This window comes from Burkholderia cepacia GG4, assembly GCF_000292915.1.
GTDB lineage: Bacteria > Pseudomonadota > Gammaproteobacteria > Burkholderiales > Burkholderiaceae > Burkholderia > Burkholderia cepacia_D.
Genome location: NC_018514.1, coordinates 1,754,762 through 1,780,807, shown reverse-complemented (window position 1 = coordinate 1,780,807; position 26,046 = coordinate 1,754,762). Strand labels below are relative to the sequence as shown.

22 protein-coding genes and 1 tRNA gene are annotated in these 26,046 nt (G+C 62.3%); 20 read left to right on the top strand and 3 right to left on the bottom strand.

Going from position 1 to position 26,046, the window contains the following annotated elements; genetic code table 11:
• Positions 1 to 291: 291 nt before the first annotated feature.
• The gene (locus tag GEM_RS23630; RefSeq protein WP_014899931.1) at positions 292 to 1,224 is read right to left on the bottom strand and encodes a YihY/virulence factor BrkB family protein; all 933 of its coding nucleotides are present in this window, start codon (positions 1,222 to 1,224) and stop codon (positions 292 to 294) included.
• A 140-nt stretch (positions 1,225 to 1,364) separates the two neighbouring features.
• Between GEM_RS23630 and fdnG the strand changes: the two genes are divergently transcribed.
• The 20 genes from fdnG to GEM_RS23530 all read left to right on the top strand — a co-directional run bounded on the left by fdnG (position 1,365) and on the right by GEM_RS23530 (position 23,261).
• The gene (gene fdnG / locus GEM_RS23620; RefSeq protein ID WP_080599468.1) at positions 1,365 to 4,436 is read left to right on the top strand and encodes a formate dehydrogenase-N subunit alpha; all 3,072 of its coding nucleotides are present in this window, start codon (positions 1,365 to 1,367) and stop codon (positions 4,434 to 4,436) included.
• A 10-nt stretch (positions 4,437 to 4,446) separates the two neighbouring features.
• Entirely contained in the window at positions 4,447 to 5,361 is a 915-nt protein-coding gene (gene fdxH / locus GEM_RS23615) for a formate dehydrogenase subunit beta (protein ID WP_014899928.1), read from the top strand.
• Positions 5,358 to 5,984 (top strand): formate dehydrogenase subunit gamma, encoded by a 627-nt coding sequence (locus GEM_RS23610; RefSeq protein WP_014899927.1) that lies wholly within the window; start codon positions 5,358 to 5,360, stop codon positions 5,982 to 5,984. Before fdxH ends, GEM_RS23610 begins: the two co-directional genes overlap by 4 nt.
• Positions 5,985 to 6,091: 107 nt before the next feature.
• Entirely contained in the window at positions 6,092 to 7,033 is a 942-nt protein-coding gene (fdhE, locus tag GEM_RS23605) for a formate dehydrogenase accessory protein FdhE (protein WP_014899926.1), read from the top strand.
• Between the two features lie 75 nt (positions 7,034 to 7,108).
• The gene (gene selA / locus GEM_RS23600; RefSeq protein ID WP_014899925.1) at positions 7,109 to 8,548 is read left to right on the top strand and encodes an L-seryl-tRNA(Sec) selenium transferase; all 1,440 of its coding nucleotides are present in this window, start codon (positions 7,109 to 7,111) and stop codon (positions 8,546 to 8,548) included.
• Positions 8,545 to 10,470: a selenocysteine-specific translation elongation factor gene (gene selB, locus GEM_RS23595; protein ID WP_014899924.1), complete on the top strand. Its 1,926-nt coding sequence runs from the start codon at positions 8,545 to 8,547 to the stop codon at positions 10,468 to 10,470. Before selA ends, selB begins: the two co-directional genes overlap by 4 nt.
• Positions 10,471 to 10,511: 41 nt before the next feature.
• Positions 10,512 to 10,607 (top strand) — tRNA-Sec (locus GEM_RS23590).
• A 509-nt stretch (positions 10,608 to 11,116) separates the two neighbouring features.
• Entirely contained in the window at positions 11,117 to 11,467 is a 351-nt protein-coding gene (locus GEM_RS23585) for a carboxymuconolactone decarboxylase family protein (RefSeq protein ID WP_039319903.1), read from the top strand.
• A 195-nt stretch (positions 11,468 to 11,662) separates the two neighbouring features.
• The gene (locus tag GEM_RS23580; protein ID WP_014899922.1) at positions 11,663 to 12,631 is read left to right on the top strand and encodes a LysR family transcriptional regulator; all 969 of its coding nucleotides are present in this window, start codon (positions 11,663 to 11,665) and stop codon (positions 12,629 to 12,631) included.
• Between the two features lie 315 nt (positions 12,632 to 12,946).
• The gene (locus tag GEM_RS23575; RefSeq protein ID WP_014899921.1) at positions 12,947 to 13,744 is read left to right on the top strand and encodes a transporter substrate-binding domain-containing protein; all 798 of its coding nucleotides are present in this window, start codon (positions 12,947 to 12,949) and stop codon (positions 13,742 to 13,744) included.
• A 45-nt stretch (positions 13,745 to 13,789) separates the two neighbouring features.
• Positions 13,790 to 14,449, top strand: coding sequence for an amino acid ABC transporter permease (locus GEM_RS23570; RefSeq protein WP_014899920.1), 660 nt, complete (start codon positions 13,790 to 13,792; stop codon positions 14,447 to 14,449).
• A 58-nt stretch (positions 14,450 to 14,507) separates the two neighbouring features.
• Positions 14,508 to 15,233 (top strand): amino acid ABC transporter ATP-binding protein, encoded by a 726-nt coding sequence (locus GEM_RS23565; protein ID WP_014899919.1) that lies wholly within the window; start codon positions 14,508 to 14,510, stop codon positions 15,231 to 15,233.
• 136 nt (positions 15,234 to 15,369) lie between these two features.
• The gene (locus tag GEM_RS23560; RefSeq protein ID WP_014899918.1) at positions 15,370 to 16,038 is read left to right on the top strand and encodes a GntR family transcriptional regulator; all 669 of its coding nucleotides are present in this window, start codon (positions 15,370 to 15,372) and stop codon (positions 16,036 to 16,038) included.
• Between the two features lie 458 nt (positions 16,039 to 16,496).
• A complete protein-coding gene (locus GEM_RS23555) occupies positions 16,497 to 17,447 on the top strand; it encodes a D-2-hydroxyacid dehydrogenase (protein WP_014899917.1) in 951 nt (316 codons plus the stop codon).
• 260 nt (positions 17,448 to 17,707) lie between these two features.
• Positions 17,708 to 18,853: a mandelate racemase/muconate lactonizing enzyme family protein gene (locus GEM_RS23550; protein WP_272148397.1), complete on the top strand. Its 1,146-nt coding sequence runs from the start codon at positions 17,708 to 17,710 to the stop codon at positions 18,851 to 18,853.
• A gap of 80 nt (positions 18,854 to 18,933) precedes the next feature.
• Positions 18,934 to 20,217 (top strand): MFS transporter, encoded by a 1,284-nt coding sequence (locus GEM_RS23545; RefSeq protein ID WP_014899915.1) that lies wholly within the window; start codon positions 18,934 to 18,936, stop codon positions 20,215 to 20,217.
• A gap of 247 nt (positions 20,218 to 20,464) precedes the next feature.
• On the top strand, positions 20,465 to 20,638 hold the full coding sequence (locus GEM_RS31955; RefSeq protein WP_014899914.1) for a hypothetical protein: 174 nt from the start codon (positions 20,465 to 20,467) through the stop codon (positions 20,636 to 20,638).
• A complete protein-coding gene (locus tag GEM_RS23540) occupies positions 20,638 to 21,219 on the top strand; it encodes a disulfide bond formation protein B (RefSeq protein WP_014899913.1) in 582 nt (193 codons plus the stop codon). Before GEM_RS31955 ends, GEM_RS23540 begins: the two co-directional genes overlap by 1 nt.
• Before the next feature lie 145 nt (positions 21,220 to 21,364).
• A complete protein-coding gene (soxC, locus tag GEM_RS23535; RefSeq protein ID WP_014899912.1) occupies positions 21,365 to 22,672 on the top strand; it encodes a sulfite dehydrogenase in 1,308 nt (435 codons plus the stop codon).
• Positions 22,659 to 23,261, top strand: coding sequence for a c-type cytochrome (locus GEM_RS23530; protein ID WP_014899911.1), 603 nt, complete (start codon positions 22,659 to 22,661; stop codon positions 23,259 to 23,261). The genes soxC and GEM_RS23530 overlap by 14 nt, the downstream gene beginning before the upstream one ends.
• Positions 23,262 to 23,400: 139 nt before the next feature.
• On the opposite strand, the gene GEM_RS23525 is transcribed toward GEM_RS23530, so the two are convergent.
• Together GEM_RS23525 and GEM_RS23520 are read right to left on the bottom strand one after the other, a co-directional pair.
• Entirely contained in the window at positions 23,401 to 24,702 is a 1,302-nt protein-coding gene (locus tag GEM_RS23525; protein WP_014899910.1) for an MFS transporter, read from the bottom strand.
• 36 nt (positions 24,703 to 24,738) lie between these two features.
• Entirely contained in the window at positions 24,739 to 25,932 is a 1,194-nt protein-coding gene (locus GEM_RS23520; protein ID WP_014899909.1) for a M20 aminoacylase family protein, read from the bottom strand.
• Between the last annotated feature and the right edge of the window lie 114 nt (positions 25,933 to 26,046).

Genomic DNA, 26,046 nt, shown 5'->3' with positions numbered 1-26,046 from the left:
ATCAAGAACTGTTCCTGTTTTTGAAATAGTTGACAATTGCTGCGCTGCGATTGTTGCAGTGGCTGGCGCGTCCGGCAGCCACAGGGCGGATTTCGCCGGTTGGTGCATGGAAATCGGGGTGTGCAAACGTTTGCCGTTGCAGCGCGTGCTGCCGGACGATGCAAAGAACGCATCAACCCGGTGTGTGGGCGTGGCGGGTGGTGTGGTTGCGAAACGGCACGGAGTCGCGTACGGCGACAGTGCGCCGCGCACACTCGGCGCTCGGCTGCGTGCAAAGCAACGCGGTGGCAATCAGTTGCCGCGCGAGCGATCGGCGGTGCGATCCGCCGGCGCGGCCGTTACCGGTACGTTGCCGGTGCGGCGATGCGCATCGCCGCGTGCGGCTGCGAATTCCGCGCCGAGCAGCAGCACGGCCGCCGAGAAGTACAACCACATCAGCAGGACCGCGAACGATCCGGCCGCGCCGAACGCACTTGCGGTGCCCGCGTGCGCGAGGTACAGCGCGAACAGCTTCTTGCCGCCGGAGAACAGGATCGCGGACACGATCCCGCCGATCGTCGCGTCGCGCCATGCGACGCGCGCGTCGGGCAGGAACTTCATCAACGCGGCGAACGCGCCCGCGAGCACCGCGATGCCGACGAAGAACTGCAGCAGGTTGGTGATCGCGACGTAGGGTGAATTGCCCAGCAGCCAGGTACCGATGAACGTGATCGCGGTATCGAGCACGAGCGACACGATCAGCAGGAACGCAACGCCGAGCACGAGCCCGAACGAGACCAGCCGCACGCGCACGAGCCCGAGCATGCTCGACCAGCGGTTCTCGGTGCTCGGCCAGATCACGCTCAGCGCCGTGTTCAGCGATGCGAACGTGGCCGACGCGCCGAGCGCGAGAGCGGCGAACGAGATCAGCGTTGCGATGCCGCCGCGCTGGCCCGCGCGATGCGCGTTCTGCACGATCGTCTGGATGCTGGCCGCCGCATCGTTGCCGATCAACTGGTGTGCCTGCTCGAACACCTGGCCGCGTGCGGCGTCGTCGCCGTAGAACCAGCCGGCCACGGCGATCACCATCACGAGCGTCGGCGCGAGCGAGAACGCCGAGAAGAACGCGATGCTCGCGGCCATCGCCGAGCAGCGGTCGGAGGAGAAACGCTTGAATGCGTCGAGTGCCCAGTTGGCCTGCTGTTGCGCGAGGCGGGTGGCCTCGGAGGTGATCTGTCGTTTCATGACGGTTCGGTTGCGCGTTGAACGCGGGGCATCGGTGGATCAGACAAATCAGTATTGATCCGATGATTCGATCATAGTTGCTTGAACTGTCTATAATTCCTTTCAGTTGCACCCCACCCCACAAAAACGCCGAGACCATCATGCTACAAATGTCCCGGCGCCAGTTCCTGAAGGTGACGGCCACGTCGCTTGCCGGATCGAGTCTAGCCCTGATGGGCTTTTCTCCAACCGAAGCGCTCGCCGAAGTCCGACAGTACAAGCTGGCGCGCACCGTCGAAACGCGCAACACCTGTCCTTACTGTTCAGTGGGTTGCGGCGTCCTGATGTACAGCCTCGGTGACGGCGCGAAGAACGCGCAGCCGAGCATCATCCATATCGAAGGCGATCCCGACCATCCCGTCAATCGCGGCACGCTGTGCCCGAAGGGCGCGAGCCTGATCGACTTCATCCACAGCCCGAGCCGCCTGACGCATCCCGAATACCGGGCGCCGGGCTCGGACAAGTGGGAGCGCATCTCGTGGGGCGACGCGCTCGACCGGATCGCGAAGCTGATGAAGGCCGACCGCGACGCGAACTTCGTCGAGACGGCGGAAGACGGCGCGAAGGTCAACCGCTGGCTGACCACCGGCATGCTGGCCGCGTCGGCGGGCAGCAACGAGGTCGGCTACCTGACGCACAAGACGGTCCGCAGTCTCGGGATGCTCGCATTCGACAATCAGGCGCGTGTCTGACATGGCCCGACGGTGGCAGGTCTTGCCCCGACGTTTGGCCGTGGAGCGATGACGAACCATTGGGTCGACATCAAGAACGCGGACGTGATTCTCGTGATGGGCGGCAATGCAGCCGAGGCCCATCCGTGCGGTTTCAAGTGGGTAACGGAGGCGAAGGCGCACCGCAAGGCGCGGCTGATCGTCGTTGACCCGCGCTTTACGCGTACGGCCTCGGTGGCCGACTACTACGCGCCGATTCGCACCGGCACCGACATCGTCTTCCTGGGCGGCGTCATCAACTATCTGCTGACGAACGACAAGATCCAGCATGAGTACGTGAAGAACTACACGGACTTCTCGTTCATCGTGCGCGAGGATTTCGCGTTCAACGACGGCATCTATTCCGGCTACGACGCGGAGAAGCACGCGTACCCGGACAAATCGAGCTGGGACTACGAGCGCGGCGACGACGGCTTCGTGAAGGTCGACCCGACGCTGCAGCATCCGCGCTGCGTGTACAACCTGCTGAAGCAGCACTACGCGCGCTATACGCCGGACATGGTCCAGCAAACCTGCGGCACGCCGAAGGAGAAGTTCCTGAAGGTGTGCGAGATGCTTGCGACGACGGCCGTCCCCGGCCGCGCCGGCACGGTGCTGTACGCGCTCGGCTGGACCCACCATTCGATCGGCGCGCAGATCATCCGCACCGGCGCGATGGTGCAGCTGCTGCTGGGCAACATCGGCATCGCCGGCGGCGGGATGAACGCGCTGCGCGGCCACTCGAACATCCAGGGCTTGACCGACCTCGGGCTGATGTCGAACCTGCTGCCGGGCTACATGACGCTGCCGATGCAGTCCGAGCAGGATTTCGACGGCTACATCAAGCAGCGCGTGCAACTGCCGCTGCGACCGAACCAGCTGAGCTACTGGAAGAACTACAAGGCGTTCCACGTCAGCTTCATGAAGTCGTGGTGGGGCGATGCGGCGACCGCCGAGAACAACTGGGCCTACGACTACCTGCCGAAGCTGGACAAGCAGTACGACCTGCTGCAGACGATCGAGCTGATGAATGCCGGCAAGCTGAACGGCTACATCTGCCAGGGCTTCAACGCGCTCGCGGCGGCGCCGTCGAAGGTGAAAACGGCGGCAGGCCTCGCGAAGCTGAAGTGGCTCGTGATCATGGATCCGCTCGCGACCGAGACGTCCGAGTTCTGGAAGCATCACGGCGACTACAACGACGTCGATTCGTCGAAGATCCAGACCGAGGTGTTCCGCCTGCCGACCACGTGCTTTGCGGAGGAGAACGGCTCGCTCGTCAGTTCGAGCCGCGTGCTGCAATGGCACTGGAAGGGTGCGGAGCCGCCGGGCGAGGCGCGCAGCGATCTCGAGATCATGTCGGGGCTGTTCCTGCGCATGCGCAAGATGTACCAGACGGACGGCGGCAAGTATCCGGACCCGATCCTGAACCTGACCTGGCCGTACGCGAACCCGGAAAGCCCGACGCCCGAAGAGCTCGCGATGGAGTTCAACGGGCGTGCGCTCGCCGATTTGCCCGACCCGAAGGATCCGGCCAGGCCGCTCGTGAAGAAGGGCGAGCAGCTCGCCGCGTTCGCGCAGCTGAAGGACGACGGCACGACCGCGAGCGGCTGCTGGATCTTCTGCGGGGCGTGGACGCAGGCCGGCAACCAGATGGGGCGGCGCGACAACTCCGACCCGACCGGCATCGGCCAGACGCTGAACTGGGCGTGGGCATGGCCGGCGAACCGGCGGATCCTGTACAACCGCGCATCGTGTGACGTCAGCGGCAAGCCGTTCGACCCGACCCGCAAGCTGATCGGCTGGAACGGCAGCGCGTGGAAGGGCGTCGACATCCCGGACTTCAAGGCGGACGAACCGCCTGAGAACGGGATGGGGCCGTTCATCATGAACCCGGAAGGCGTCGCGCGCTTCTTCGCCCGCGCGGGGATGAACGAAGGCCCGTTCCCCGAGCACTACGAGCCGTTCGAGACACCGCTCGCGGCGAACCCGCTGCACCCTGATAACCCGCAGGCGCTGAACAACCCGGCCGCCCGCGTGTTCCCGGACGACCGCGCGTCGTTCGGCAAGGTGTCCGAGTTCCCGCACGTCGCGACGACGTACCGGCTGACCGAGCATTTCCACTACTGGACCAAGCATGCGCGGCTCAACTCGATCATCCAGCCCGAGCAATTCGTCGAGATCGGCGAAGACCTCGCGAAGGAAGTCGGCGTCGCGCATGGCGATCGCGTGAAGGTGTCGTCCAAGCGCGGCTACATCGTCGCGGTCGCGCTCGTCACGAAGCGGATCAAGCCGCTGACGATCGACGGCAAGAAGGTCCAGACGGTCGGCGTCCCGTTGCACTGGGGCTTCAAGGGTCTGACGAAGCCCGGCTATCTCGCCAATACCCTGACTCCGTCCGTAGGCGACGGCAACTCGTACACACCGGAATTCAAGTCGTTCCTGGTGAAGGTCGAAAAGGCGTAAGGGGGAAGAGATGGCATTGCAATCGCTGGATATCAAGCGCGTCTCGGCCACCACGACGCCGCCGCCCACGGCGCGCGAACCGGTGACCGGGAGCGTCGCGAAGCTGATCGACGTATCGAAGTGCATTGGCTGCAAGGCATGTCAGACGGCATGCATGGAGTGGAACGACCTGCGCGACGAAGTCGGCACCAACGTGGGCGTATACGACAACCCGGCCGACCTGTCGGAGCACTCGTGGACGGTGATGCGGTTCGCCGAATACGAGAACCCGGCCGGCGACCTCGAATGGCTGATCCGCAAGGACGGCTGCATGCACTGCGAGGATCCGGGCTGCCTGAAGGCGTGCCCGTCGCCGGGCGCGATCGTGCAGTACAACAACGGGATCGTCGATTTCCACGAGGAGAACTGCATCGGTTGCGGCTATTGCGTGACCGGCTGCCCGTTCAACGTCCCGCGGATCTCGAAGAAGGATCATCGCGCGTACAAGTGCACGCTCTGTTCCGACCGCGTCGCGGTCGGCCAGGAACCGGCCTGCGTGAAGACCTGCCCGACGGGCGCGATCGTGTTCGGCACCAAGGAGGACATGAAGCAGCACGCGGCCGAGCGGATCGAGGACCTGAAGGAACGCGGCTTCGAGCATGCGGGGCTGTATGACCCGCAGGGCGTCGGCGGCACGCACGTGATGTACGTGCTGCATCACGCGGACAAACCGTCGCTGTACCACGGGCTGCCCGACAATCCGTCGATCAGCCCGATGGTGAAGCTGTGGAAGGGGATCGCGAAGCCGCTCGCGGTCGCCGGCCTTGCGTTGACCGCGCTGGCCGGGTTCTTCCACTACACCCGGATCGGTCCGAACGAGGTCAGCGAAGACGAGGAAGCCGCCGCCCGCGACGAGGCGCGACGCATCAAGGAGGACGCAAAATGAAGCACGACGACCCCAACCTGATCGTCCGCTACACGCCGAACGAGCGTACGAACCACTGGATCACCGCGATCACGTTCGTGTTGCTCGCGCTGTCCGGGCTCGCGCTGTTCCATCCGTCGATGTTCTGGCTCACCGCGCTGTTCGGCGGCGGCCAGTGGACGCGGATCCTGCATCCGTTCGTCGGGCTCGTGATGTTCGTGTCGTTCGCGATTCTCGTGGTGCGCTTCTGGCATCACAACGCGCTCGACGCGGACGACCGTCAATGGCTGAAGCAGATCGGCGACGTGCTGACCAACCAGGAAGACAAGCTGCCGCCCGTCGGTCGATATAACGCCGGACAGAAGCTGCTATTCTTCACGTTGGTGGCGTGCCTGCTGCTGCTCCTGCTGTCGGGGATCGTGATCTGGCGGCGCTACTTCTCGTTCTACTTCCCGATCGGGGTGATCCGCGCGGCGGCCGTCGTGCATGCCGCGGCGGCTTTCGTGCTGATCGCGAGCATCATCGTGCACATTTACGCGGCGTTGTGGGTGAAAGGCTCGATCGGGGCGATGGTGCGCGGCACCGTCACGCTGGGCTGGGCCCGCAAGCATCACCCGAAGTGGTTCCGTGAAAGCGTGAAGTAACGCATCGGAGCGGGGCGGTACGCCGGTTGCGGCGTATCGTTCCGCCAACCGGCGGAATCGCCAGAAGCGCCGATTCGTCGGCGCTTGTTTTTTTGGATGACATATCTGTGACACAACGCATTCTCGAACCGACCGAGATCTCGGCGCTCGATCATTCGGCCATTCCGCGCTTTCGCCTGCCGGAGCGCAGCACCGCGTTCGCGGCGCGCGCCGCGCGGCTGCGCAAGCTCGCCGACCTGAACCCGATCAGCGGCTACCTGCGGCTGATGGCGACCGTCGCCGATGCACAGCACGCGACGCTGCAGGCGCTGAACCTGCCGCTGCCGTCGCCCGAAGCGATCGCGCGGGCGCAGCAGCATTCGATGCCGCTCGTGCCGGCGCTCGACGGCGAGCGCGACCCGCAGTGGCGTGCCGTTCTGTATGAACTGCTCGACCGCGTCGACAGCGCCGGGCTCGTCAATCCGTCGCTCGCGAAGCTGCTCGACCGGCTGCGCCTGATGGCGCCCGCCGAACTCGACGCGCAGGCCGACGCGATCCTCGCGCTGCGCTTCGCCGAAGTCGATCCGGCCACCGCGCCGTTCGTGATGGCCGCGCTGCAGGTCGTCTGGACCGATCTCGCGAGCCGCATCGCACCGGCCGACGTGCCGTATCTCGACCAGCCGGGGTTGTGCCCCGTATGCGGCACGCATCCGGTCGCGAGCGTGGTGCGCGTCGGCGGCCAGTTCCAGGGCTACCGTTTCCTGCAGTGCGGGCTGTGCACGACCGAGTGGCACATGGTGCGCACGAAATGTTCGCACTGCGACTCGACCAAGGGCATCGCGTACCACGGGATCGAGGGCGGCAGCGAGGCCGTCAAGGCCGAATCGTGCGACGAATGCAAAACTTATCGCAAGATCGGCTACCAGGAGAAGGACTACGAGTTCGAGCCGCTGGCGGACGATCTCGCGAGCCTCACGCTCGACCTGCTGATGAACGAAGCCGGCTACCAGCGCAGTTCGCCGAACCCGCTGCTGTGGCCGGACATGTCGCGCGAAGCAGAGGCGGACTGACGGCATGGAGCCGGGGCGGGCGCGCGAGCGCCGGCCCCGGTTGCCTGCCGTGCATGGAAATGGAGCCACGATTACGTGACCGAACCGGGTTTGAATGAACTGAATGCCGTCCTCGCACGCGTGCCGTCCGTTGAGCGCGTGCTGTCGTCGGCGCCGCTGCAGCCGCTACTCGCCGACTATGGGCGCACGCGTGTCCTGAATGCCGTGCGCGCCGAACTCGAACGCTGGCGCACCGCCGCGCAGCATGATCCGTCAGCGGCCGAGCCGCTCGACGAGGTGCGCATCGCGGCAGCGGTCGCCCGCACGCTGTCCGCGCAGAGCGCGGGCGCCGTGCGACCGGTGTTCAACCTGACGGGCACGGTGCTGCACACCAATCTCGGGCGCGCGCTGTTGCCCGACGCCGCGGTGCGCGCGGTGGTCGACGCGCTCACGCACCCCGTCAACCTCGAATTCGATCTCGAAACCGGCCGCCGCGGCGACCGCGACGACCTGATCGACGATCTGCTGTGCGAACTGACGGGCGCGGAAGCCGCGACCGTCGTCAACAACAATGCGGCGGCCGTGCTGCTGACCCTGTCGGCGCTCGCGCCGCAACGCGAAGTGATCGTGTCGCGCGGCGAGCTGGTCGAGATCGGCGGCGCGTTCCGCATTCCGGACATCATGCGACGTGCGGGTGCGAAGCTGCACGAGGTCGGAACGACCAACCGTACCCATCTGCACGACTACGCGGACGCGATCGGCCCGCGCACGGCGATGCTGATGAAGGTGCACTGCAGCAATTACGCGATCAGCGGCTTCACCAAGGAAGTGACGCTTGCCGAACTTGCGCCGCTCGCGCGCGAGCACGGTCTGCCGGTGGCGGTCGATCTCGGCAGTGGCATGCTCGCTGACCTGTCGCAATGGGGCTTGCCGCACGAGACGACCGTGCAGGAGACCGTCGCTGCCGGCGCGAATCTCGTCACGTTCAGCGGCGACAAACTGCTCGGCGGGCCGCAGGCCGGCCTGATCGTCGGCGATCGCGCGCTCGTCGCGAAGATCAAGAAACATCCGCTCAAGCGCGCGCTGCGCGTCGGCAAGCTGACGCTCGCCGCGCTCGAACCGGTGTTGCGGCTTTACCAGGCGCCAGAATTCCTGCGCGACCGGCTCACGACGCTGCGCCTGCTGACGCGGCCGCAGCGCGACATCGCCGACGCGGCCGAACGCGTGCGTCCGGCGCTGCAGGCGGCGCTTGGCAGCGGCTTCGAGGTGTGCGTCGAACCGTTGTTCAGCCAGATCGGCAGCGGCGCGCTACCGGTCGATCAGTTGCCGAGCGCCGGGCTCGTCGTGCGCACGCCGGACGGCAAGCGCGGTGGCCGCGCCCTCGTGCAGCTCGAGAAGCGGCTGCGCGAATGGCCGCGCCCGGTGATCGGGCGCGTCGCCGACAACGCGCTGCGGCTCGACCTGCGCTGCCTCGAAGCCGCAGACGAAGCGGTTTTCGTCGCGCAATGCGCGCGGATCGCGGGGCCGGCTGCATGATCGTCGGTACCGCGGGACATATCGACCACGGCAAGACCACGCTCGTGCGGGCGCTGACGGGCGTCGACACCGACCGGTTGAAGGAAGAGAAGGCGCGCGGCATCTCGATCGAACTCGGCTATGCGTATACGCCGCTCGAGAACGGCGACGTGCTCGGGCTGATCGACGTGCCGGGCCACGAGAAGCTGATTCATACGATGGCGGCCGGCGCGAGCGGGATCGACTTCGCGCTGCTCGTGATCGCCGCCGACGATGGCGTGATGCCGCAGACCCGCGAGCATCTCGCGATCCTGCAACTGCTCGGCGTCGCGCATGGCGCGGTCGCGCTGACGAAGTGCGATCGCGTCGACGCCGCGCGCGTGTCGGCGGTGCGCGACGAGATTGCCGCATGGCTGCACGGCTCGACGCTGGACGGCGCGCCGATCTTCGAAACCTGCGCCACGCGCGCGGACGATCCCGGTGTCGCCGCATTGAAGCGTCATCTTGCCGATGCGGCCCAGGCGTGGCGTGCGCGTCGCGACGACGGCCTGTTCCGGCTCGCGGTCGATCGCGTGTTTACGCTTGCCGGGCAGGGCACCATCGTGACGGGCACCGCGTTCGCGGGCCGCGTGGAGACCGGCGACACGCTCGCCGTCGTGCGCACCGGCGGCGCGGCGCGCGTGCGCAGCATCCATGCGCAGAACCGGCCGGTCGAGGCGGGCCGCGCGGGCGAGCGCTGCGCGCTGAACCTGGCCGGCGTCGACAAGACGGACGTCGAGCGCGGCGATACCGTCGCGGATGCGCGGCTCGTCGCGACGTCGCCGCGTCTCGACGTCGAGCTGGCGCTGCTGGCCGATGCGGGGCTCACGCTGACGCACTGGGCGCCGCTGCACGTGCATCTCGGCACGCTGCATCGCGTCGCGCACGTCGCGCTGCTCGACGGCGATACGCTCGCGGCCGGCCAGACGATGCGCGTGCAACTGGTGTTCGACGAACCCGTGTTCGCGCTGCCGGGCGATCGCTTCATCGTCCGCAATCCGCAAGCGACCCGCACCGTCGGCGGCGGTCGCGTGCTCGATCCGTTCGGGCCCGCGCGCAAGCGTCGTACGCCAGCGCGCCGTGCATGGCTCGACGCGTTGGCGGCGTGGCTCGATGAAGGGCGGCTCGATGTGCTGCTCGCTCAGGCGCCGCTCGGCATCGCACGCACGATGCTCACGCACCTGACTGGGTTTGCGCCGGACGCGCTCGCGCTGCCGGACGATGCATTGGCGATCGGGCAACGCGAGCGCGCGTCGAACGACGGCACGGTGATGGCGCGGGTGCACTGGCAGGCGCTACAGGCGCGCGCGATCGACACGTTGCATGCGTATCACGAGCGCATGCCGGACGAGCAGGGACTCGATGCGGCACGCTTGCGGCGGATGGCGGCGCCGCTCGTCGGCGATGCGCTGTGGCGTGCGCTGGTCGATGCGCTGGTGGCGGGCGGGGAGGTTGCACGAAGCGGGCCGTGGCTGCATCTGCCGTCGCATTCCGTGAGTTTCGATGCACGCGAGGAAGCGCTGGCGCAGCAACTGCTGCCGCTGCTCCATGCGGGGCGCTTCGATCCGCCGTGGGTGCGCGATCTGGCGCGCGACACGGGCGCGGCCGAGGAGGCCGTGCGCACGCTGCTGCGCAAGCTCGCGCGGCGCGGCGATGTGCAGCAGGTCGTGCGTGACCTGTTCTATCACGCGGAAGTCGTGTGCGAGTTGGCCGGGCTGGTGGCGCATCTCGCACCGACACGCGGCGGCGGGCTCGATGCAGCGACGTTCCGCGACGCGACGGGGCTCGGCCGCAAGCGCGCGATCCAGATTCTCGAGTTCTTCGATCGGGTTGGGTATACTCGCTTCCACCGCGATCTTCACTTCCTGCGGCCTGACAGCGGTTGGGTGGGTGTACAGGCGTAGGCGCTCGTCGTTCTTCTCGCTCTTTTGGTTCTTTTCCCCACGGAAGGCATTCGTATCCGGTGGTACGGCCGGACTTCAAATCCGGTTGGGGGTGTCAGACACTCCCGGGTAGGTTCGACTCCTGCTGCCTTCCGCCAGTCAAGGGTTTCTGGGCATTCCGACGTCTCTCTTCGCGCTGCTCGCACCGCTTGTGTCGCTTTCCATTCTGCGGGGGCTGAGCGTTCGATATCCGACGCAGTCGTTTCGAGTGCGCGCGGGCGACTTGCGCTACGTCAACGTTCTGATGACGTTTGATCCCTTGCACGTCGCGTTCTTCTTTTTGTCAGTTGATTGGGACTAACCTGAAGTGGGCCGCCGAAGATTTTCTTTCAGTGACGAACAGAATATCTCGTTTGCGGAGGTCGATTGGGCGGCAAAAAATAGCTCTCGGTGGAGACGACTATAAGAGACCCGACCGCCTCTTCCGGCAGTGCTCGGCTGAGGGCGTCGAGACATGAGTGGATCGTCTTCACTGAGGTGTGGATCCGATGCAACGAGTTGTCCATCGACCGCCTTGAAGTTCGCGGAATCGTTCGGTTCAGTCTCGATGTTCGGCCGAAGAGAAGAATGGTGTACTGAGACCTGGTGTAACTAAAGGAGAATGACGCTGATGAAAGACTGGAATGCCTATCGCAATGCCCTGTCGGCGCGATTCGGTGAATTCACTTCGATGAGCCCGGATGTGATGGAGGGGATGAGCAAGATCAGTGGTAGTGCCGTCAAGACGGGGCATCTTGAGCCGAAAATTCATGAGCTGATCGCACTTGCGGTAGCGGTGACGACCCGCTGCGATGGCTGCATCAGCTTTCATACGAAGGCGGCCGTTGAGCGCGGCGCATCGCGAGAAGAAATCGCGGAAGCGCTCGGCGTAGCGATAGCACTGAATGCCGGTGCGGCTGCCGTGTATTCGGCACGCGTACTCGACGCGCATGCCGCACTGCCGGCAGCGAACAAGTAACAGTGCCACGCGACCGGACATGGCCTCGCCGTGGGCGGTCGCATCACCTCTCCCGGCCGGGAAATCGCGCTTTCATTGGACCGGCCTTGATCTCGGCGTGACGACACGGCGCTCGTCGGGCCGGTCCGGCACTGGTGGTCGATGCACGCGTCGTCGCGGCGTGACCGCGCCGGTTCGGATTGATTTGGTCGTGTTATGAAGAACTTTGCGTCGCTGACTCAGATCACCGCTTTCGTTCGAATAGCGGAATTGGGAAGCCTGTCCGCTGCTGCCCGAGAGTTGAACCTGTCGCCGTCGGCAGTCAGCAAGAGCCTTGCGCAACTCGAAAACCGGCTCGGGGTGCTCCTCGTGAAGCGCACGACGCGAAGCCTGACCTTGACGGACAGCGGTCGGATCATTTTCGAGCGTGCCAACGACATACTGGCCGATCTCGAAGTCACCCTGGACGCGGCGCGTCAATCGAAGAGCCCGGAAGGGAATCTGCGCCTGACGTGCTCCATGGCCTTTGGTTCCAAACAACTCACGCCGATCCTGGGCCGCTATCTGGATGCCCGGTCACAGGTGAGTGCGTCGATCGCACTTGAAGACCGGCTGACCAACCTCGTCGAGGAAAACTTCGATCTCGCGATCCGCATTACCAGCAGGGCGGATTCCAGCTACGCCGCGAGAAAACTGGCAACGATACATTGGGTGTACTGCGCGGCACCCGCCTATCTCGATTCGAACGAGTCGATTCGCGAGCCGGCGGATCTTATGCAACACAGGTGCCTGGTCTACCCCGCTATGACCGTAAATGGCGCATGGACGTTCAGTGACGGGCAGCGCACCCACCAGGTACAGCAGATACCGGTCAAGTCGGTCCTCGATTCGAATTCAAGTTTGGCACTACACGAAGCTGCGTTGCAGGGCCTCGGGGTTGCGTGCTTGCCCACGTATCTCGTCTCATCCGATGTGGTTCAGGGCGCGCTGCGCGTTGTCGTGCCGGATCACCGACCGATCATCACGCATACGTTGTATGCGATGTATTACCGATCGAAGCACGCGAACATGCTCGTGCGCAACTTCATCGATTTCGTGGTTGCCGATATCGGGGACATTCCGCATTGGGACCGGGCGGTGCAGGATTCAGTCGGTTTGCCGCGGTTTGAATACGAAGCAACTTGAGTCATCGGATCACGGGGGCCTGAAGGACGCTGAATGGGTGCCGGCAATACTGCTTGCCGTGTGCCTGTCCATGCGTGTGCGTGAACGCGGACACCCTCTGAATACCGTTGGCTAAACGGCCGGGTCACGGCGAGTTGTCGAGGCGCGACCCGTGATGTTTCGGGGGTCGAATTGCGCCCACATTTGTGAGTAAAACGCTCGACTGTGGAGAGAAAAAGTCAATTGTGTCGAAAATTATAGCTGCCGATACTCAAGTTGAGGCACGCGTTAGTCCTTGATTTCTGGTATCAATTAGACGCTACAGGAGATGCAGAAGTGAAACTCAAGAATGCTATTGTATTCGGAATCCTATCGATTTCGACGGTTGGTTCGATCCTTTCAGCACACGCGGAAGACCTGCTCGATACGGTCAAGTCTCGCGGTGTCCTGATGGTCGGGATGGAGGGAACCTACCCGCCGTTCAACTACCGGGACCAGAGCGGCGAGTTGCAGGGCTTCGATGTGGATGTGGCGCGCGGAGTGGCCGCGAAGCTGGGTGTCAAGCCGCAATTCTTCACGTCGGAATGGTCCAGTCTGATTGGCGGCCTGCAGGCCGGGAAATTCGATGTCGTGACCAACCAGGTGTCGATCACGCCGCAACGCCGTCAATCTCTCGATTTCACCCCGCCGTACGCGTACTCCGCGGTTCAGGTCCTGGAACGGCGCGATGACAAGCAGGAGTACCGAAGCCTCGACGAGCTGAAAGGGAAGCGGGTTGCCGTCACGCTCGGCTCCAACTACGCCGACTATGCCAAGTCGGTTCCCGGCATCATCGTACAGACCTATCCGGGGATGTCCGAAGCGCTCAGTGATCTCGTGAGCGGGCGAGCCGATGCGTACCTGAACGATCGCCTGTTCGTTCCGTATCTGATCAAGACCTCGAAGGTCGCGGTTCGCGGGGGCGGATTGATGAAGAACACGGACGTGCAGATCGGCATTCCGTATCGAAAAGGTAATCCGAAATTCGCGGCGGCGGTAAATGGGGCGGTGAGCGCGATGGAACAGGACGGTACGCTCGCCGCGATCTCGAAGAAGTGGTTCGGTACCGATGTGACCCATCCCACGGGCAACTGAACCTTTGATTGCCGATAGAGCGTGCCGCACGCAGGAAACGAACAGATGGAACAATTCAATCTAATTCTGAGCTCCGGTCCCGTCCTGTTGATGGGTGCATTGTTGACCATCAAGTTTGCGATTGCCGCGATGGTCCTCGGTCTCATCGTCGGCGCCGCTGTGGCGGTGATGAGAATCAGCGGCAATCGCGTACTGGATCGTGTCGCTCAGGCTTACGTCAGTATCATGCGCGGCACGCCGTTGCTGGTTCAGATGTTCGTCATGTACTACGGGCTTCCCGACGTGGGTATCTCGCTGTCTCCGACCGCGGCCGGGGTGCTCACGTTGACGCTCAATGCCGGGGCCTATCTTTCCGAAAGCATGCGTGGGGCGATCCTCGGTATTCCACGAGGGCAATGGAGTGCGTCCCACAGCCTGGGGCTCACCTATTTCCAGACGCTGCGGTACGTGGTCGGGCCGCAGGCACTGCGCCTCGCGGTTCCGTCGATGGGGAACACGTTGATCAGCCTGATCAAGGATACATCGCTGGTATCGGTGATCACGGTGACGGAATTGCTGCGGTCTGCGCAAGAGGTGATTGCAACGACATTCCAGCCGCTGCCGCTGTATCTGGCCGTGGCGGCGTTGTACTGGGTGTTGAGTTCGTTGTTGGGTGCGGTTCAGACCCGGCTCGAAGGGCGTCTGACGCTGCGGACCCGACATTGACCCGTGGCGAACGCTCGGCCCCCAACGTTGAATGCACTTGCAGGATAGGTAACCCAACATGATCGACATCAATAACGTCTCGAAGTGGTATGGCCAGTTTCGTGTGCTCGATAGCTGCACGACTGCGGTTCAGAAAGGTGAGGTCGTCGTCGTATGCGGACCGTCCGGTTCTGGCAAGTCGACACTCATCAAGACGATCAACGGTCTTGAAGGATTTCAGGAAGGCTCGATCACGGTCGATGGCGTCAGCGTGGGACATTCGAAGACGAACCTGTCGTCGCTTCGGTCGCGAGTTGGGATGGTTTTTCAGCATTTCGAACTGTTCCCGCATATGACAATTCTTCAAAATCTGACCCTGGCGCAGCTAAAGGTGCTTCGCCGGCCTCGCGACGAGGCGGAGGACAAGGCGCTGACGCTTCTGGAGCGTGTGGGGCTCAAGTGTCACGCGCAGAAGTATCCGGGACAAATGTCCGGAGGACAGCAGCAACGTGTGGCCATAGCGAGGGCGTTGTCGATGGATCCCCATGCCATGCTGTTCGATGAGCCGACATCTGCACTCGATCCGGAAATGATTAACGAGGTCCTGGATGTGATGATCGAGCTCGCGCAGGAAGGGATGACGATGGTTTGCGTGACGCACGAGATGGGCTTTGCCCGCAAAGTTGCGGACCGCGTTCTGTTCATGGATGCCGGCATCATCGTGGAAGACTGCGTGAAGGACAGCTTCTTTGACGCACCGCGATCGGAGCGCGCTCGAGATTTCCTCGCGAAGGTCCTGCATTGAAATCCGACGTGCACACGTTCCCCGTGTAGCGATGGCACCCGCATTGGCGGGTGCCATCGCTGCCGCCGGCGCTGAGGTGGCCGTGCGCGATTCTCTGATCCGCACACAGGATCCTGAAATGTACTAGTGACAGAAAATGGAAGATCGCTTTTGCGCTGCTCCCGATTCCGTAGCGCTGCAACAGAAGATCAAGGAGCTGATCGCCACCGGTGAATTCGAGATGGGGGGGAAGATCAGCGAGGACCAGTTGACCACGCGGTTTGGCGCTGGCAGGGCGACGATTCGTCATGCATTGGCGAGCCTGTCGGCAGTCGGTTTGCTCGACGTTCGGCCCAGGGTCGGAACGTTTGTCTTCTCGCTCGATCTCGAGGAGTTCGATGAGCTCAACACCTTGAGAGAAGTTCTCGAGTGCGCTGCCATCCGGATTTCGATGGAATCGAACCGTCGGATATTTTTGCAGTGCATGCAGGAAAATCTGGAAAAGGCCAGCACACTGACATTCCGGAGCAACCATCACCTCGAATATCGGATGCTCGACCGCGAGTTTCACCGACTTCCATTTGTCTGTGCCAGAAACAAGTACCTGACGGAGGCCTACGGAAACATAGAAATCAAAATCTGGACGATGCGCAGCCTCCTGACCTTTCCCGACGCTCACTACAACGCGTCCCTCGAATCGCATCGTTCCGTCGTCGAACTGTTGACCGACGGTCACGTGGAGCTGGCCTGCGAAAGACTCCAGAAACATATCAAGACGAGTTTTTCGCCTCGGGAAAAGAATCTCCTTCGATCCTTCGACGGGTGACGTTGCCTGCCGGCTATTCATGCACCTCGCGCTCTCCGGAAGTCCTCGGGGCGCGTCAAGCGGGTTCCATGCTCCTCTCTAGTGCTTTCGGCGATGCCTTTGCGGCGCCGGTTCACCTGTGGTGCTTGAATGAGCGTCGCGCATCAACATGCGACTCATAGCGGTTCGTCGAGCGTTACTGAAAGGCTGCTTCGCCGAAGCACGACACGGCGCTTCACCAACCGTACCCGTCCTTGGCGTCCGGTCCGCATCCCGATTGGCCGGCGTTGATCGGCTTTCGAATCCTGTGTCAATCGGCATTTTCATAATCCTGGCAGGCCAGCGCGCGAGGCCATTCATTGACGCTGTATTCGATGGATACCTAAACTTTCGCTGTGTTCTTCGGGCGGCTGCAATCGATCGCGAGTCGTAACAAGCAGTCAACGCGATGAGAATCGCGCGTGTATCGGGAGATTCGAATGAAAGTGGCTTATCTTGGTTCGTTGGCGCGATCGCTGGTCGCGATGGAACTGGACAATGATCCGTTTGAAATCATGCCGGCCGACAACGCATCTGAGCTGGCCGCGATGATCTCCGATGCGGATGTGCTCGTCACGACCGGTCCGTCGTACACGAAGGAGATCGCAGACGTCGTCGGTCGATCCACGCGGCTACAGCTCATTCAGTTGATGTCCGCGGGGTTTGAGAATCTGGTGAAGTATGGTTTTCCGCCGAGCGCAAAAGTCACCAATGCTGCCGACGCTTGGTCGATTGCGGTGGCCGAGCATGCAATGATGCTCGTTCTCGCACTCAGCAAGCGCATTCCGGACGCATTGTTTCTGCAAGCGGCCCGGCAATGGGGGCGCACCTACTCGGACTCGTCGCGATCCCTTTACGGCAAGACGATCGCGATCGTCGGATACGGCAGGATCGGCAGGGCGCTGGCCGTTCGGGCCAAAGCATTCTCGATGCGCACCATTGGTTTGAATCGCGCGGGCGAGGGCGATGCCTTCGTCGACGAAATCGCGGAGATCGTGAACTTCCGAACGGTGGTTTCGCAGGCCGACGTCGTGGTCGCTGCGGTGCCGTCGACGTCGGAGACGGTCGGCATGTTCGACCGAGAGGCGTTCTCCCGGTTCAAGGATGGTGCGCTTTTCATCAACGTAGCGAGGGGAGACATCGTCAACCAGACCGATCTCGACGATGCGCTTCGTTCCGGGAAATTGGGCGGCGCGGCCGTCGATGTCACCAGCCCGGAGCCATTGCCTCGCAGCGATCCATTCTGGTCGACCCCGAACCTTATCATTACTCCGCATGTTGCAGGGGCCGTGTCGGATATCGTTCCTGACAATATTAAGGACATCGTCTCCGAGAATCTGAGAAGGCTCGCGAGAGGCGAGAAACTTAAGAACCTGGTATCTATAAGTTAGTTATTCGAAATTAATTGACCAGGGAGGACGACTTCTCGGTAGCAGGATTGCCGGACACCGGGAATTAGACCACTCTGGTTTATTGGGCGGGTGAAGTGTGCTTCCCCGAGTGAATCCTGTTCGAGTCGACACTTGTTTTTCATGCCCTGCGCTTTGCGGCGTGCCGGTTCAATTGTTTGTGTATTTTTTATATTCGAGGATATATGAAGATAACAAAGGTCGAGATTTTCGATTGCGAGGTCAACCGGAAGGATCCGGCCATGGCGAAGTTCAATCCGGTCATGGTTCGCGTGCATACCGATGCGGGAATCAGCGGTATCGGCGAGGTAGGGCTTGCGTATGGTGCGGGCGCGAAAGCTGCCGTCGGGATTCTGCGCGATTTCGCCCCGTTCGTGCTGGGGCGCGATCCGATGAAGGTCGAGGCGCTGTGGGAGCTGTTGTTTCGAACCACCTACTGGGGTGCAGGCGGCGGGCCGGTCGTTTATGGCGGCATCAGTGCCTACGATATCGCGCTTTGGGATATCCGCGGCCAGGTCATGAACCAACCGGTGTATCAACTGCTTGGCGGCAAGACGAACGACGACCTTCGGACTTACGCGAGCCAGTTGCAGTTCGGCTGGGGCGACGAGTACTCGCAGAACGTGACGCCGGAGCAGTATGCGGCCAGCGCTCGGGCTGCTCTCGCAGAAGGCTATGACGCAGTGAAGGTGGATCCGCTGCAGATCGGCCGCGACGGCGTGAAAACGGGCGTTGCCAAAATCAACCAGAAAAACTACGGGATATTGCGTTACGACGATCTTCAGATGGGCGTCGAGCGCATCGCGGCAATTCGGGACGCGGTCGGGCCACAGGTCGACATCATCTGCGAGATTCATTCGCTGCTCGGTACGAATTCGGCAATTCAGTTCGCGCGCGCCATTGAGCCGTACAACATCTTCTACTATGAAGAGCCGGTGAACCCGCTGAACTCGAAGAATTTCGAGAAGATTTCCGCCAACACGCACATTCCGCTCTCAACCGGTGAGCGCTCCTATACGCGCTGGGGATACCGGGAACTCCTCGAAAAACAGACGCTGGCGGTCGTGCAGCCGGACCTGTGCCTGGTCGGCGGCATTACTGAGGGCAAGAAGATCTGCGACATGGCCAACATCTACGATGCAACGGTGCAGGTACATGTCTGCGGCGGCCCGGTGTCGACGGCTGCGTCGCTGCATCTGGAAGCAGTGATCCCGAACTTCGTCATTCACGAGCACCACACCTATGCGCTGAAGTCCTGTGTGCGTGAACTCTGCGTGAACGACTATCAACCGCATCGCGGGCGCTTCAAGGTTCCCGATGTGCCGGGACTGGGCCAGGCGCTCAACGACGAAGTGGTTAAAGACTATCTCGCCTATACGATCGAGTGACCCGGCATCGCTCCGTCTCGGAGCGATGGAAATAAAGACGGATCAGAAGTCATTTGATCCGTCTTATGGAGGAGACCCCCATGTTGTCGAACAAAGCGGTTCTGGCTCTGACCGACCGTCCGACGCGCCAACGTCATGTGTTGGCGGCGATTCTGCTCGCAGTCCTGTTTTTCTCTTATATAGACCGGGTCAACGTTTCGATCCTGGTCGTCGATCCGACATTTCTTGCGGAAATGGGCATCGCCGGTAATGCGGTGCAGAAGGGTCTCCTGATGACGGTGTTTCTGATCGCTTACGGTGTAGGGAACGTTGTTCTCAGCCCGCTCGGTGACAGGATCGGCGCACGCAAGGCGATGGCCTTGTCGATTGCGTGCTGGGCCCTGTCGTTACTGGTCGGCGGGATGGCGACTGCGTTCATGACGATTCTGGTGTCGCGGGCCGTGCTGGGCATGAGCGAGGGACTGCACTTTCCGATGCAGAGCAAGTATGTGAAGGAGTGGTTCCCGGTGTCCGAGCGAGGCAAGGCAAACGCGGTGTGGCAGACCGGGCTGTCGATTGCGCCGGCATTGGCGATGCCCTTGTTCACGATGATCATTCAGGTCAGCGGCTGGCGGTCGAGTTTCGTGATCCTGAGTGCGCTGGGGTTGATCCCGCTGGCTCTCGTCTGGTTCATGACGACGGATACGCCGCGACAGCACAAGAAAGTCAATGAGCTGGAACTCGACCATATCGAGGCGGGCCTCCAGCCTGGAGACGGTTCGCCGGAGACGGGTGACTCGCTCGCGGCGGGCACCCGGTCATTCACTCGCGACTACCGGTTCTGGCTTCTGGTTTCGTACTATTCCTTCCACGCGTCAATCTTCTGGGGGACGATTACGTGGTTGCCGACCTATCTCAAGGAGGCCAAGGGGTTCTCGTGGGGTGAGATGGGTGTCCTTTCGTCGTTGCCGTGGATTCTGGCGTTCGTCGCGAAAATCGCGTCGGGGTATGTCTGTGACAGGACCGGACAGCGGGCGCCCCTGATTTTCGTGTCAATGGTCGTTGTCAGCCTCGGCGTGCTGTTCGGCGCGACGTTGAGTAACACGGTGATGGCCACGATTCTGCTCTCACTTGGCATCGGGGCACTCGGTTTCGCTTTTCCGCCGGTCTGGACGATGCTGCAGGATATCGTGCCGCGCAATGCAATCGGCATCGGGTCCGGGCTGATGAATGGCCTCGCAAACGGATTTTCAGCGTTGGCGCCAACGGCGATCGGCTTCGTCATCCATATGACGGGATCGTATGCGTACGGCCTTTACTTCCTGGTCTGCTGCAGCGCAATCTCGGCACTCATCATGCTGTTCATGACGCTCAAGGGGCGCTGAACCCCGGCCCTGCAATCCCGGCACGACGACACGAAACGCGTGCCGGGATGTGCGTCAATCAGGCGCCTTCGAACAAGCGGTCAACCTTCGATTGCCTCGACGAGTCAGGTGATTCGCCAACACGAATCACGCGTGAAGGTTGTCTGTTCCTATATATACAACGTCAAATACTCGACAGACAGTCATGTCGCGATGTCTTAAATTCGGTCAGGAAACAAATTTTTAAACCGATAACTGGAATCAATAAATGTTTATTGGCTTTATCCCGGTGCTGGTGGCATTCGCGGCGACGATCACGTCGTTGCGAAATCAGAAAAACGCGCGCCTCCTGTGGATGGTTTGTGCGCTTCTGGTCGTCGTGTGGACCGTGTTTCACGGCAGTCATCACATGGCCGATCTCTCGAAGCTGGGGTCGTGGTGATGAAACGTGACGGTCGAAATCTCCGGAATATCGATGTGGCCGCGCTTGCGGGTGTTTGTTTTGTCCTGATCGAGGCGTTTTACTATCAGCTCGTGCTCGGTGAACTGCCGTGCGCATTCTGCAATCTGATTCGCGTCGGATTCATGTTGTTCGGCAGCGGCCTGTTGCTGAACATGCGATTCGGGGTGAGCGCCTGGAACTACGTTCTCAGTGCATCCGGGGCCCTGATCGGCGGGCTGATCAGCCTGCTGTTCATGTTCGCGAAGGCCCCGCCGTACACGACCCCCACCGGATCGGCGATTTTCGGCCTGCATATGTACACATGGTCGTACATCGCCTTTACCGTCGCGCTGATGTATTGCGTGGTCATGCTGGCGTTGCACGCGCCGGTCGCCACGGGCAACGAACAACTGGCGGTTGGCTCGCCCTCCATTCCGCGATCGATCGTGATCGGCGTATTTGTCCTCCTGGTCGGTGCCAATCTGCTTTCCGCCTTTCTGCAGAATGGATTCCATACGTTCAAGGCGGGCGGACAAAAGCATTATCAGATGCTCTATGACGGGGACGTCATGAAACCGTGACGCGGGCGCGAAGACGCCACGTCGACGATGTGAAGGAAGCGAATCTTTATCGGGCAGGCCAGGGCCGCGACCCTGGTCTGCCGACAACGCGATGCATGCTGTCATGTTGCCTGGTCGGCATGGTCGATCCACCCTGGAGGAGAGAATGGGAGACGTGGGCAAGATCAGCAGGCGTACTGCATTGAAGAATATTGCATCGACCGCATTGGGCGCGAGCGCGGCGTTGAGCGTCGGCACTGCTCACGCAGGTTCGGAATCCGCACGTGGTCGGAATCGTGCAGCGGGGTCGCAAGAGCCCTCCGAGGGGACGAATGTGCCTCCCGGTCGCCCGGCCTGGATGATGGCACCGGGACGAGGGCTGACCGGATACGGCACGCCGTCTTCGTACGAAAAGAATGTCGTGCGCATTCCGACCACCACGACGGCAATCGACCTGGCCTCGTGGAACTTCACACCGTTACAACACCTTCACGGCATCGTGACGCCCAGCGGGCTGCATTTTGAACGCAACCACGGGGGCGTTCCGGACATCGACCCTTCGCAACACCGACTGCTGATCGAAGGGATGGTCAAGCGACCGCTGATGCTGACGATGGACGACCTGATGCGCTATCCGAGCGTCTCGCGCATGCATTTCATAGAATGTTCGGGCAATACGTCGACGGAATGGCGCAGGCCCACGGGCAAGACCGTCCAGCAAACGCATGGACTGCTCAGTTGCTCGGAATGGACCGGGGTTCTGCTTTCGACAGTGTTGAGCGATGTCGGGATCGACCCGAAAGCGACCTGGGCACTTGCCGAAGGGGCCGATGCGGCAGCGATGGATCGCAGCATTCCGGTGCGAAAGCTGCTCGACGATGCGATGCTTGCCTATGCGCAGAATGGCGAAATGCTGCGGCCGTCGCAGGGTTATCCGTTGCGACTGCTCGTGCCGGGCTACGAAGGCAACATGAACATCAAATGGTTGCGGCGTCTGAAATTCGGCGCTGCGCCGTTCGAGACCTACGAGGAGACCGCGTACTACACGGAATTGCTGAAAGGCGGGAGGGCCAGGCAGTTCAATTTCGTGATGCGGGCGAAGTCCGTCATCACGTCTCCTTCGGGCGGCATGCTGCTGGATAAGTCCGGGTACCGCGAGATCTCCGGTCTCGCATGGTCCGGGGAAGGAAAAATCCGGCAGGTCGATGTATCGACCGATGGCGGACGGACCTGGCGCCGTGCCCGGCTTCAGGAACCGGTGCTCTCGAAGTGCCTGACGAGATTCAGGCTCGACTGGGACTGGGATGGCTCACCGGCCATCCTGCAGAGTCGGTGCGTAGACGAGACGGGATACGAACAGCCGTCGATGCAGAGCATCATCCAGGCGCGCGGCGTGAATTCGGTTTATCACTTGAACGGCATCCAGAGCTGGCAGGTCGATCGCAACGGGGAGGTGACCAATGTTCGCGTCTGACCAGACCCTGCGTAGGTTGCTGCTCGCGAGTGCGATATACGCGGGAACCGCGTGTACTGTATTCGCGCAGTCCGTTGCGAAGCCGTCGATGCATGTCGGCCGCAGCCCGACGGCCGAGGAGATCGCAGGATGGGATATCGATGTCGTACCCGACGGCACCGGGCTTCCGATCGGACATGGAACGGCGGCAGAGGGCGCCGCCGTATTTGCGATGCGGTGCGCGGCATGTCATGGCGCGAATGGGGAGGGCGTTTCTGTTCCGGAGCGAGGCGCATTTCCGCGGCTCGTTGGCGGCATCGGGACGCTGGCTGACGATGTGCCCGTGAAAACGGTCGGGAGTTATTGGCCATACGCAACCGGCGTGTTCGACTATATCCGGCGCGCGATGCCGCTGACGGCCCCGGGCTCGTTGACCAGCAACGAGGTCTACGCGCTCGTCGCGTTCATTCTGTCGCGCAACGGCGTGATTCCCGCACCTGCCGTGATGAATGAAAAGACGCTCCCTGCCGTGGTGATGCCAAACCGTGACGGCTTTATCCGTAGTGCGCAAAGCGAGAAGCTGGCGCGTCCGAGGGCTGACGGCGACTGATACCGTCGCCGGTCCCCGTCACTCGCGAACGTCGTTGCATATCCGGGCCATGGCCGCGTGTTGCAGCATCGCGGCGTTCGGAGATGCCTTGCGCGCCGACAACACGTGCCGGCGCGCAAGGACATGCCGGGGGATCGGCTTACGGGACCACCAGCGCCGTATCGCGCTGCTCGCGTGCGGAAGGCGGGGTGCTGAGCAGGCAGCCGACTACGCCGAGCACGCCGCCCGCCACGCTATACAGCACCGGGGCCAGCGGCAGACCCGTTGCATGGATCAGCAAAGTGACATTGAACGGGGCAAACCCTCCGAACACCATGACCGCGAGGTTGTAGCAGATTGCCAGGCCGGAAGAGCGGATGCCGGCGGGAAACTGCTCGCCGAGCGCCGTCGTGAAGGGCCCGAGGAAACCGCCGAAGAAAATGCTGAGCACGACGTAGATGATCACGATGTGCGCGAGCGACGGGGCGCTTTGCACCCAATGGAACATCGGATAGGTGAGGATCGTGAACGGGATCATCGTCGAGAGCATGACGCGCTTCCGGCCAAACCGGTCGGACAGCCATCCGGTGACCGGCGCCATCAAGGTGAGCGCGACGAGCGCGATCGACTGGACTGTGAACGAGCTGGACAGCGGCACGTGCAGTTCGCGGCTCAGAAAAGTCGGCATGTAGCTGATGAACACATAGACGCCTGCAGTGGCACTGGTGGTGAGGAGGAGCGCGGCTGCGATAGCCCTGGGGAACTGGCTGAACAGTTCGCGCAGGACCAGGGTCGTTCCGGCCGACCGAGCCTGGGTCGGCTCGTGGGTCTCGTCGAGATGCCGACGAATCCACCAGCCCACCGGTGCGATCACCAAGCCGAGCGCGAACGGAATCCGCCATGCCCCGTCCAGGAGTTGCTGTTTGGTGAATACGGACGTCAGCACGAGCGCGGAGACTGCGCCGAGCAGCATCGCGATGGCCTGGCCGGTCATCTGCCATGACCCGTACAGGCCTTTTCGATGGGGCGGGGCGGCTTCCACCAGGTAAGCGGTGGCGGACGCGAACTCGCCTCCGGAGGCGAGGCCTTGCAGTAGGCGAGAGACCAGAACCAGTATCGGCGCCGCTATGCCGATGGTCGCATAGGATGGCGTCAACACCAGAATCAGCATCGACACCGCCATCAAGGCGACGATCAGCTGGAGTGCCGCCTTTCTGCCGCGCTTGTCCGCATAGATCCCGATGACGATGCCGCCCAGCGGTCGCGTGACGAATCCCGCTCCGTAAGTGGCGGTCGTCAGGAGCAACCCGGAGTACAGGCCGGCATCCGGGAAAAAAACTTGCGAAATGATGATGGCAAGCGTGCCGTAGATGCCGAAGTCGTACCATTCCAGTGCGTTGCCGACTATGGCAGCTGATACTTGCAACCACCGCGGGGTTACCTTCGTTTGCTGAAGCTGCATGATTCGTCTCCTTGATTTATTGAATGGTCGTCGTCGTTACAGGGTCATCGGTATGCTCATCTCCGCGATTCGAGCGAGCAACGCGGCGCCGATGGGGATCGCGGAATCGTTGAAATCGAAATGGGCACTGTGAAGGCCGTGGCAATGCTCGTTGTCCCCGGTGCCCAGATGGACGTAGGCGCCCGGACGTTCGAGCAGCATGAATGAGAAGTCCTCGCCGCCGAGGCTCGGAACCGGTTGATGAACTACGTTATCCTGACCAACGAGCTCGGCTGCCGCCAGTTGGGCAAGCCGGGCCTCCGGTTCGGAGTTGATGGTGGCCGGGACGCCCGCGCTGTATTCGATGGTGACGGCGCCACCGAATGCCCGAACGATGCCTTCGACGGTTTCGCGCAGGCGGGCCTCGAGCACCTGACGTACTTCGGGCTTCAGTGAACGAACCGTACCGGCGATCGTCACGTCTTCCGGGATGACGCTACGGGCGGCAAGATTGCCCCCGGCAATCCCGCCGATGCTGATCACGCCCGCCTCCAGCGGATTCACGTTCCTGCTGACGATGGAATGGAGCGCGGTGACGACGTGCGCTGCGATGAGTACCGGATCCACGGTCAGGTGAGGGGCGACGCCGCCGTGTCCGCCCTTGCCGTGGATGCAGATCCTGAACCCGTCCGCAGCGGCCATGACCGGGCCGATCGGAACGGAGATCGTGCCGAGCGGCAGGTCCGGCCAGTTGTGAAGCGCGTACACCTGCTCGATCGGAAATCGCTCGAAGAGCCCGTCCGTGACCATTTCCAGCGCGCCGTTGTATCCTTCCTCGCCCGGTTGAAAAATCAGGTAGACAGTGCCGTCGAAGTTGCGGGTGCGCTGCAGGTAGCTCGCGGCGGCCAGCAGCATGGCGACGTGTCCATCGTGCCCGCATGCATGCATTTTTCCATCGCATCGCGACGCATGGTCGAGCCCGGTGCGCTCCAGAACCGGCAACGCATCCATATCCGCTCGAAGGCCGATGGCACGTGCGTGGGTGTTCCCCCGCCCGCGGATGACACCGACGATTCCGGTTTTTCCGATACCTTCGTGATATTCGATGTCGAGTTCGCGAAGCGTCTGGCCGACCACCCCGGCCGTTCGATGCTCGTTGAATCCCAGTTCCGGGTTGGCATGGAGATCGCGACGGAGTGCAAGAAAGGTCGCGAGTTCCGAGCGAATTGCTTCGATGATCGTGTGCGGCATGGGCGGTCGAATCCGGTGGACGATGATTGAATCGGCTCATCGTTGCAGCCTGATCGCATGCTACGAACCGCGGCCCATGCCGTAAAATACCGATTTCTGATGTCCGCCATACCG

What these genes read in the sequence shown, in the direction of transcription:
- GEM_RS23630 (WP_014899931.1), bottom strand. Translation starts at nt 1,224, where the DNA reads ATGAAACGACAGATCACCTCCGAGGCCACCCGCCTCGCGCAACAGCAG.
- fdxH (WP_014899928.1), top strand. Translation starts at nt 4,447, where the DNA reads ATGGCATTGCAATCGCTGGATATCAAGCGCGTCTCGGCCACCACGACG.
- GEM_RS23610 (WP_014899927.1), top strand. Translation starts at nt 5,358, where the DNA reads ATGAAGCACGACGACCCCAACCTGATCGTCCGCTACACGCCGAACGAG.
- selB (WP_014899924.1), top strand. Translation starts at nt 8,545, where the DNA reads ATGATCGTCGGTACCGCGGGACATATCGACCACGGCAAGACCACGCTC.
- GEM_RS23580 (WP_014899922.1), top strand. Translation starts at nt 11,663, where the DNA reads ATGAAGAACTTTGCGTCGCTGACTCAGATCACCGCTTTCGTTCGAATA.
- GEM_RS23570 (WP_014899920.1), top strand. Translation starts at nt 13,790, where the DNA reads ATGGAACAATTCAATCTAATTCTGAGCTCCGGTCCCGTCCTGTTGATG.
- GEM_RS23565 (WP_014899919.1), top strand. Translation starts at nt 14,508, where the DNA reads ATGATCGACATCAATAACGTCTCGAAGTGGTATGGCCAGTTTCGTGTG.
- GEM_RS23560 (WP_014899918.1), top strand. Translation starts at nt 15,370, where the DNA reads ATGGAAGATCGCTTTTGCGCTGCTCCCGATTCCGTAGCGCTGCAACAG.
- GEM_RS23555 (WP_014899917.1), top strand. Translation starts at nt 16,497, where the DNA reads ATGAAAGTGGCTTATCTTGGTTCGTTGGCGCGATCGCTGGTCGCGATG.
- GEM_RS23550 (WP_272148397.1), top strand. Translation starts at nt 17,708, where the DNA reads ATGGCGAAGTTCAATCCGGTCATGGTTCGCGTGCATACCGATGCGGGA.
- GEM_RS23545 (WP_014899915.1), top strand. Translation starts at nt 18,934, where the DNA reads ATGTTGTCGAACAAAGCGGTTCTGGCTCTGACCGACCGTCCGACGCGC.
- GEM_RS31955 (WP_014899914.1), top strand. Translation starts at nt 20,465, where the DNA reads ATGTTTATTGGCTTTATCCCGGTGCTGGTGGCATTCGCGGCGACGATC.
- GEM_RS23540 (WP_014899913.1), top strand. Translation starts at nt 20,638, where the DNA reads ATGAAACGTGACGGTCGAAATCTCCGGAATATCGATGTGGCCGCGCTT.
- soxC (WP_014899912.1), top strand. Translation starts at nt 21,365, where the DNA reads ATGGGAGACGTGGGCAAGATCAGCAGGCGTACTGCATTGAAGAATATT.
- GEM_RS23530 (WP_014899911.1), top strand. Translation starts at nt 22,659, where the DNA reads ATGTTCGCGTCTGACCAGACCCTGCGTAGGTTGCTGCTCGCGAGTGCG.
- GEM_RS23525 (WP_014899910.1), bottom strand. Translation starts at nt 24,702, where the DNA reads ATGCAGCTTCAGCAAACGAAGGTAACCCCGCGGTGGTTGCAAGTATCA.
- GEM_RS23520 (WP_014899909.1), bottom strand. Translation starts at nt 25,932, where the DNA reads ATGCCGCACACGATCATCGAAGCAATTCGCTCGGAACTCGCGACCTTT.